General features: G+C 53.0%; 7 protein-coding genes. 2 read left to right on the forward strand and 5 right to left on the reverse strand.

What is annotated here, in order from left to right; all coding sequences use genetic code 11:
- Positions 1-8: 8 nt before the first annotated feature.
- The 3 genes from glyA to tyrS form a co-directional block, all read right to left on the reverse strand.
- Positions 9-1253, reverse strand: a complete 1245-nt coding sequence (glyA, locus tag QQJ87_RS06920; RefSeq protein WP_284280768.1) for a serine hydroxymethyltransferase — start codon at positions 1251-1253, stop codon at positions 9-11.
- A 94-nt stretch (positions 1254-1347) separates the two neighbouring features.
- Positions 1348-2070, reverse strand: coding sequence for a histidine phosphatase family protein (locus tag QQJ87_RS06925; protein ID WP_284280769.1), 723 nt, complete (start codon positions 2068-2070; stop codon positions 1348-1350).
- Positions 2070-3341: a tyrosine--tRNA ligase gene (tyrS, locus tag QQJ87_RS06930; protein ID WP_284280771.1), complete on the reverse strand. Its 1272-nt coding sequence runs from the start codon at positions 3339-3341 to the stop codon at positions 2070-2072. The genes QQJ87_RS06925 and tyrS overlap by 1 nt, the downstream gene beginning before the upstream one ends.
- 82 nt (positions 3342-3423) lie before the next feature.
- Between tyrS and QQJ87_RS06935 the strand changes: the two genes are divergently transcribed.
- A complete protein-coding gene (locus QQJ87_RS06935; protein WP_284280773.1) occupies positions 3424-4821 on the forward strand; it encodes a M23 family metallopeptidase in 1398 nt (465 codons plus the stop codon).
- Between the two features lie 25 nt (positions 4822-4846).
- Complete coding sequence (locus QQJ87_RS06940) at positions 4847-6019, forward strand: anhydro-N-acetylmuramic acid kinase (RefSeq protein ID WP_284280774.1); 1173 nt, start codon at positions 4847-4849, stop codon at positions 6017-6019.
- 18 nt (positions 6020-6037) lie between these two features.
- Here the strand turns inward: QQJ87_RS06940 and QQJ87_RS06945 are convergent, their stop codons facing one another.
- Together QQJ87_RS06945 and QQJ87_RS06950 are read right to left on the reverse strand one after the other, a co-directional pair.
- On the reverse strand, positions 6038-7783 hold the full coding sequence (locus tag QQJ87_RS06945; RefSeq protein WP_284280775.1) for a sensor histidine kinase: 1746 nt from the start codon (positions 7781-7783) through the stop codon (positions 6038-6040).
- 55 nt (positions 7784-7838) lie between these two features.
- The coding region (locus QQJ87_RS06950; RefSeq protein WP_284280776.1) for a response regulator transcription factor at positions 7839-8472 on the reverse strand (634 nt) is incomplete at its 5' end.

The raw sequence follows: 8472 nt of genomic DNA on the forward strand, positions 1-8472 counted from the left end.
GCCCCGTATTACCTGTAGACAGGAAATTCGGAGGTTAGTACTTTCACCTTTTGGCGCACAGCTTCAAGCGTGGCCTCGTCTTCTGGGTTTTCAAGTACATCGGCGATCAGGTGACCTACCAGACGTGCCTGCTCTTCCTTGAAGCCACGAGTGGTCATGGCTGGACTGCCCAGACGAATGCCACTGGTGACGAATGGCTTTTCGGGGTCGTTGGGAATGGCGTTCTTGTTGACTGTGATGTGCGCCTCACCGAGGGCTGCTTCAGCAGCCTTGCCGGTGATGCCTTTGGCACGCAGGTCAACCAGCATCACGTGGCTTTCGGTGTGGCCCGATACAATTCTCAGACCGCGCTCGATCAAGGCTTCGGCCAGTGCCTTGGCGTTGGCCACCACTTGTTGCTGGTAGGCTTTGAATTCAGGCTGAAGCGCTTCATGGAAGGCCACGGCCTTGCCGGCGATGACATGCATCAATGGGCCACCCTGAATGCCGGGGAAAATGGCGCTGTTGATCTTCTTGGCCAGTTCTTCCTTCATCAGGATGATGCCGCCACGTGGACCACGCAACGATTTGTGGGTGGTTGAGGTGCACACATCCGCGAAGGGAACCGGGCTTGGGTATACACCCGCTGCGATCAGACCGGCGTAGTGGGCCATGTCGACCATGAAATAAGCGCCCACTTCCTTGGCGATTTTCGCAAAACGTTCGAAATCAATGCGCAGGGAGTAAGCAGACGCACCCGCGATGATCAATTTGGGTTTGTGTTCACGCGCCAGGGCTTCTACTTGGTCGTAGTCGATGGCCTCTTGCTCGTTCAGACCATAAGAGACGACGTTAAACCACTTGCCGGACATGTTCAGGGGCATGCCATGGGTCAGATGACCGCCTTCGGCCAGCGAGAGGCCCATGATGGTGTCGCCGGGTTGCAGCAAGGCAAAAAACACGGCCTGATTGGCCTGTGAACCGGAATTGGGTTGTACGTTGGCCGCTTCGGCGTTGAACAGCTTTTTCAAACGCTCAATTGCCAGGTTTTCAACCACATCCACGTTTTCGCAGCCGCCGTAATAGCGCTTGCCAGGGTAGCCTTCTGCGTATTTGTTGGTCAACTGTGAACCTTGTGCTTCCATCACGGCCGGGCTGGCGTAGTTCTCTGAAGCAATCAGCTCAATGTGGTCTTCCTGACGGCGGTTTTCAAGCGAAATGGCTTCAAACAGTTCAGGGTCGATCTGGGCAATACCTACTTTGCGGTCAAACATATTCCGTTCCGTGGAGAATGTGTGCCCTGCATTGATGGCAACAGTGCAGTGGCAACGTTTAAATCAGCCCACTATTCTAAAACATTTGAAGCACTTAGGCGACTCTGCCGTCCACCTCGTCGCCAATGTTGTGTTGTTCTGTGTTTTTCAGGTGATTCAGGTCGGCCCACAAGCGGATTTGCAACTCGCCCGTCTCGTGGTCGGCGTCCAGAATGTTCAGCGCACAATTGGGCAGAAGCCAGGTTCGGGTCGTTTGAAGTGGCGTTTGGGTGGCCATGCGATAAACGCAATCCAATACGCCGCCGTGCGCCACCAGCATCACCTGTTGGCCTGGGTGATCATTGAGAATGCAGGCCAAGGCCGTTTTTATCCGATCGTAAAAGGCCAAAAGCGATTCGCCGCCCGAGATTGCCCGGTCGGGAATGCGGTCGCGCAGTGCCTGATACTGCGCTGGGTCATGTGCCGCCATTTCTTCGGCGGTCATTCCTGAAAAATGGCCATAGTCCCTTTCACGCAGGTCGGTACGGCTGACCGGCGCAAGCTGTGTGTCCAGCAGAATTTCTGCGGTCAGGCGTGCGCGGGTCAGGTCGCTGCAGTAGGCTGCATTGGTATTCTGGAGAATCCGGGTGTCATGGCGCAGGTAATCGCCCAGTGAACGGGCCTGTTGAAGGCCACGGTCGTTGAGTCCAATGTCGGTGTGCCCCTGAAAGCGCTTCTCGGCGTTCCAGGGTGTTTCGCCGTGACGCACCAAAACAAGGCGAGTGTGACGCTCGCTTTTGTCAGGCAGGTGCGTTTGTGGTGCGTGTGCGCTGTCCATTACACCAGGTTGACCTTGGCAAAACGGCGCTTTCCGACCTGGATCACATAAGTTCCGGGTTTCAGTCTGGCAGACTTGTCAGCCGCCTTTTCGCCGTCGATTTTGACCCCGCCTTGTTCAATGTTGCGGTTGGCTTCGCTGGCAGAGGCGCACAAATTGGCCGATTTCAGGACCCAGCCCAAGGCGGCATCGGCATCGCCCGTGTTGAGTTGTAGATTCACTTCGGGCATGTCGTCGGGCAGTGCGCCCTGTTTGAAGCGGGCTTCAAATTCAGCCAGGGCCTCTTCGGCTGCTTGACGGGAATGGAAGCGTTCAATGATCTCTTGTGCCAGTGCAACCTTGGCATTGCGCGGGTTTTCGCCCTGTTCACAGGCGCGTTTCAACGCTGCGATGTCATCCATTGAACGGAAGCTCAGCAGGGTGTACCAGTTCCACATCAATTCATCGGAAATAGACATGATCTTGCCGAACATGCTGGTCGGGCTTTCTGTCACGCCCACGTAGTTGTTTTTGGACTTCGACATTTTTTCAACGCCGTCCAGGCCCACCAGCAGCGGCATGGTCAAAATGCATTGCGGGTCCTGACCTTCCTGCTTTTGAAGCTCGCGCCCCACCAACAGGTTGAACTTCTGATCCGTTCCACCAATTTCAAGGTCGGATTTCAAGGCCACTGAATCGTAGCCCTGCATGAGTGGGTACAGAAATTCGTGAACAGCAATCGGCTTGCCCTCTCGATAGCGCTTGGTGAAGTCATCGCGCTCCAGCATGCGGGCAACCGTGTAACGGGAGGCCAGCCTGATCATTCCATCCGCACCCAGCGGCATGCACCATTCACTGTTAAATCGGATTTCTGTCTTTTCCGCATCCAGAATCTTGACGGCTTGCTGGTGATAGGTTTTTGCGTTTTCTTCGATCTGTTCGCGGGTCAACGGCGGGCGGGTGCTGTTGCGGCCTGAGGGGTCACCAATCATCGAAGTGAAATCACCAATCAGAAAAATGACCTGGTGGCCCAGTTCTTGCAACTGCCTGAGCTTGTTGAGCACGACAGTGTGACCCAGGTGAATGTCAGGTGCAGTGGGATCAAGCCCCAGTTTGATTCGAAGCGGAATTTTGGATTGATGGCTCTTTTCGAGCTTTTGAATCCATTCGTTTTCGATTAAAAGTTCTTCACAGCCCCGTTTTGTGACTTCCAGCGCATGACGGGTTGAATCTGACAGTGGGGCCTGGGTAGTACTTGTTTCATGCACACTACCGATGGGTGGCTGTTTCATGGTTAATCCTTTGGTACACTACGCAAATTCGTTTGTCTGGCAAACGAATTTTTAGACATACAATTCAACAATTAAAACGACTATGCTTCAAACAATTCTCGAGCGTATCCTCTCGGCGGTGGGCCAGTTGTCGGTCTTGAGCAGAAACCTGCTCGATCGCGGCCTGATCTACCTTGACGCGGCGCTGCCCAGTTCAAGTCGTCACAGAAAGTGGATTATTGTAGGCGTTTTTTCAATGCCGGTACTCGGCGCAGTGGTTGCGATCGCTGGTTCCGTTGAAAATCCCCAGATGGACACCTCGAATCTGCCCACGGTGCAGGAGGCCATCCAGCTGAACGTGGACTCCCAAGGGGTTTTCAATGTCGCCCCCCTGGTTTCTGAAGAGAAAATCCACCGTGGAGACACCATCGTTTCGTTGCTGCAGCGCATGGGCGTCAACACCGATGGATTGACCAACTTCTTAATGAGCGACAAGGTCGCCTCCAACCTGGTGAATTTGCGCGCTGGCCGTGTTATTACCGTTCAGCAGGATGTTGAGGGCAATCTGGTGTGGTTGCGTTACAAGTCTTCTCAAGACAATGACGCACAGCGCGCAATCCTGGTGGAGCGCAAGAACGGACAATATTCAGCCCGATTTGAAGACATTACATACGACCGTGGCGTTGTTGCACGGGCTGGTCGCATCGAGTCGTCCCTGTTTGCAGCGGCTGACAAAGCCGGGCTTCCGGATGCCATCACCATTCAACTGGCGAACATTTTCTCCTCCGAGATTGACTTCCACCGTGAACTGAGGCACGGCGACTCTTTCCGTGTGGTTTACGAGGATTTGTCAGTCGACGGACGAAGCGTCAGCAGCGGGCGTATTCTGGCCGCCGAGTTTGTCAACGACAATCACAAGTACACGGCATACTGGTTCGATTCCAAAAATCAGGCTGCGGGTTATTACGACGAAAATGGTCGCAGTTTGAAAAAGTCGTTCTTGCGTTCACCGCTGGCCTTTTCTCGCATCACCTCAGGATTCACCACCGCCCGCTTTCACCCCATTCTCAAAAAATGGAAGGCGCACACGGGCGTGGATTATGCCGCCGCACGCGGAACGCCCATTATGGCCACTGCCAACGGAACCATTAAATTCATTGGTCAGCAGCGTGGTTATGGCAACGTCATTGAAATCCAGCACTATGGTGGGTACAGCACCCTCTATGGCCACATGAACAACTTTGCCAAAGGCATGCATCGCGGTACTAAAATTACCCAAGGCGAAGTGATTGGTTACGTGGGCTCCACCGGTTGGGCAACCGGGCCGCATGTGCATTATGAGTTCCGTGTAAACGAGGTGCCTCGTAACCCGCTGACCATCAGCGTGGCCCAGTCAGAGCCATTGAACAAGACCGCCATGGCCGAGTTCAAGCGCACTCAAGCCAGTCTGGAGCGCAAGCTGGACACTGTGACGGGTACGCAGGTTGCAAAGGCTGAGTAATTCAGATCGTCCGCATCGCATTTGAATGAATTCACAAGGCCCCTTCCGGGGCTTTGTGCTTTTTGGGGAGCAACACATCATGATCGTACTTGGCGCAATGTCCGGTACAAGCACTGACGGCATAGACGTTGCTGCGCTTGAATTCGATGCGGCAGGGGTGCCATTACAGTGTCTTGCTCACCTTTCTTTTCCGTTTGAAACAAATCTGCGTGATTTGTTGTTGCGTCTCCAGGAGGTGCCTGGCACGTACAACGCAGGCGAAGACCCTTTTGCTCTGATGCTGGAAGCGCGAAGGCAATTGACCGATGCCTATCGGACAGCGCTTTTGGCGCTGATGACCCAATGTGGTCTCACGGTCGCTCAGGTTGCCGCCGTCGGCGTGCATGGTCAAACGTTGCGGCATCGCCCAGACCGTCAATACACCCATCAAATGTTCGATCCAGCGCGACTTGCGGTGCAAATTGCCTGCCCAGTGGTTGCCGATTTTCGCTCTGCTGATGTTGCTTTGGGTGGGCAGGGTGCGCCTTTGGTGCCACCTTTCCACGCTGCCTGGATCGCCCAGCGTGTTCGAGCTGGGGCTGTGGGTGTGTTAAATCTGGGTGGGTTTTCGAACCTGACGGCCATTGATCGAGAGGGCAAGGTGCAGGGTGGTGGCGACTGTGGTCCGGCCAGTGTATTAATGGATTATTGGGCTCGTACCCGCTTTAATCGCGATTTCGACCACTCGGGCGAAATTGCTTCAGAAGGGGCGGTGGCAAAGCCTTTGCTGGCACTTCTAAAGCAACATCCCTATTTTGCGAGGCCATGGCCAAAAAGCACAGGGCGTGACGATTTTACTTCTGCTTGGTTGGAGCAGTACCTTCAGGCTTACCCAGCGTTGTCGGCTGAGGACGTGATGTCAACTCTGTTGCAATTGACGGTGGACAGCGTGGTTGACTGTACAAAAGGTTTTTCTTTGTCCTCCCTGTTTGTGTGCGGGGGCGGGGCAAACAATATTGAGTTGATGCGCAGGCTGGGGCTGGAGATCAGCCCTTGCCGAGTGGCTTCTTTTGAAGAGTTGGGACTGGCACCCGAGGCGGTTGAAGCAGCGGCCTTTGCTTGGTTGGCTTGTCGCAGGCTGTTGCGGCTTGCTTCCAATTGTTCGGTGGTGACAGGTTCAAGTCGGGAATTAAGTCTGGGCGGTCTCTACCTTCCCTGACGATGCAAAAGCAGCCAATCAAGGCGAGACGGCTTTGTGTGAAGCCTTACCCGGCTCAGGAAAAAATTCGCTGAATGCCGAAAATGCGTTGGGGTTGTCCTTTTTCACAGCCAGATAAATCAGATTGTCGTCAAACTCGATGTGACCCGTTCGTTCTTCCTCATCGACGTACAGTACGACACAACAAGGGTTACCGCCCAGTAGTCTGCAGATTGTTTTCAGGCTTTGGTGTGCTATCTCCAGCTCTTCTTCACTGGTGGCATAGGCCACATAGACGGAAGCTGCACCCTTCCGAATGGATGTGGTGTAGGACCGATACAAGTTGAGTTTTCCGAATCGAACTTCATCGAAGGCACCTACAGGTAGGTGATCTTCCAGAAAGGCTCGACTTTCAGGCCCGTTTACGAGGATTTCTGCAATAACTTTACTACCGGTTGAGATTTCGTCCCCTTCGCTTTGATTCCCCGGATTCGGTTTGCTGCTGGTTATCACTTCGAAAATTGAACCTCTCACCTGACCATAAATGATGCGATTGCGCACGGAAGTCTGTACGCCCAGCTGGTCGCTCAAATCGCGCACGATCGTTGAGCCGTGTCCCCAACCCTTTCGATGAATGGCCACCGAATCTGATTCCACGCCCGGACCTGTGTCAACAATCTGTATGGCAATGCTGTCTCCACGCTTCTTGACCATCACAACCACACCACCTTCTTGCGTGTATTTGATGGCATTGTCCAAGCCGTTTCTGATGATCTTGGTCAACCCTTCGCGATCGCTGCACACACAGAGCGAAGTGGGTTTGTATCGGATCTGAAGACCCTTGTTGTTGGCAAGATATCGGTATTCCACGATGAGGGGTTCGAGCAACTCATTGATTGGAAATGTGCCGAAATTTTGGGGGGCTTGAGGTTGTGGATATTGCAGAGAGCGGTCAAGCAACCCAAACGTTTGCTCCAGCATGGTTTTCAAGGCCTTCTGAGCGGCCTGGATGTGCTCGTAGCGAGTGATGACCTCGGGATCTCTGGCAATGGCTTTTCCCACGCTGGCCAAAATACCCAAGGTACTTATGGGTTGACGAAGGTCATGACGGACATCTTTGAGAACTCGCCTTGCCTGATACGACAGGCGCACGGCGTCTGGTTCAACGATCAAGGTACTTCTGCTGAGCTTGCGAGTTCGGGTTTTTGAATAGTCTTGCCACAGCATGTGCAAGAACGCTGAAAAAACCAGCAAGTTGGCCAACCACACAGCAGTCAGACTCCAAGCTGTTTGGTAATCATTGTCACTGCTGGCAAAAATATGAGCAGCCCAAACTGAGGAATAGAGTGTTGCGAAGAAATAAGCCTTACGCCTGTTTACAACAGATGGATTTTTGTATCGAAGTGTCAAATAGATCAAGGATACAAACTGAATCAGTATGAAAGCCAGTGATGCAAACTCGTTGTACAAAAAAGCGTCGAAGCCCGTGGCCAGGGCACCGAGCAGAATAGGAGGAACCGGATTCGGTAGATCGAGATTTTTGGTTGGTGCGCGGTTCAAATAACCCAGTGCAAAAAACAAATACGAGCTGACGCAAAGTGACGCGAAGGCAATACTCGTTTCTTCGATGGTTGGCACGACGCTTTGCTCGATGATGACGAAAGCCATAATCAGGCTTCCGATCACAGACAATGCATTTTCACGTTGATTGCTGCTGTGATTGGAAACCAGAGGGTAAAGCGCCAAGCCAAGCAAAAGCGTGTAAACCAGAAAATGAGTGTTCATCAAAACAGCCGCTGCACCTTTGATGTGACGTTGAAGAGTTTATTTCAATGAAATGTCACAAAGGCGATGATACGTTCAATCGCGGAATTTTGCGATAAAGGCTTACTGCCTGCGTCCTGTTCTTGACGTTCATACGGGTGAAGATTTCTCTCAAATGGGTCTTGATCGTTTCGGGCGACAAATCCAGTTTTCGGGCAATCTCTTTGTTGGACAATCCCGATGCAAGATAGTGCATGACCATTTGTTGCTTCTGCGTCAGTTGAATGCCTGTAGCGACGCCGGATCGCCCGGTAATGTGATCTCCGTTTGAGTGTCGGTTTGACAGAGCATTGGGTCTCCATTGGACGTTGACGCCAGCGCGGGTCAATGCCTCCAGCAATATCGCAGAGGTTTGCTCGAAGCCTTCAGCTTTGGAGATCAGCCACGAGGGAGCATGTTGGCTTGTTTGAATGGAATGAAGCAGGGCAGAGTCACCGCTCATAATCATCAAAGGCACGTCAGGAAACTGGGCGCTTAAACGATCAATCACACCCTGGCCTTGTAAGTCGGGTAGTCGTAGATCGGTGATGATCAAGGCAGGCTTGCTGTCGCCGCACAGCTGCAGTGCCTGTGTCATGCTGGCAGGAGCCTGTAAAAAATTCTGTGTAAGTTCATTCGGAATCAAGGGTGGTGAACGGTAACTCGTTCGC

It is taken from the genome of Limnobacter litoralis (assembly GCF_030160455.1).
Classification (GTDB): domain Bacteria; phylum Pseudomonadota; class Gammaproteobacteria; order Burkholderiales; family Burkholderiaceae_B; genus Limnobacter; species Limnobacter litoralis.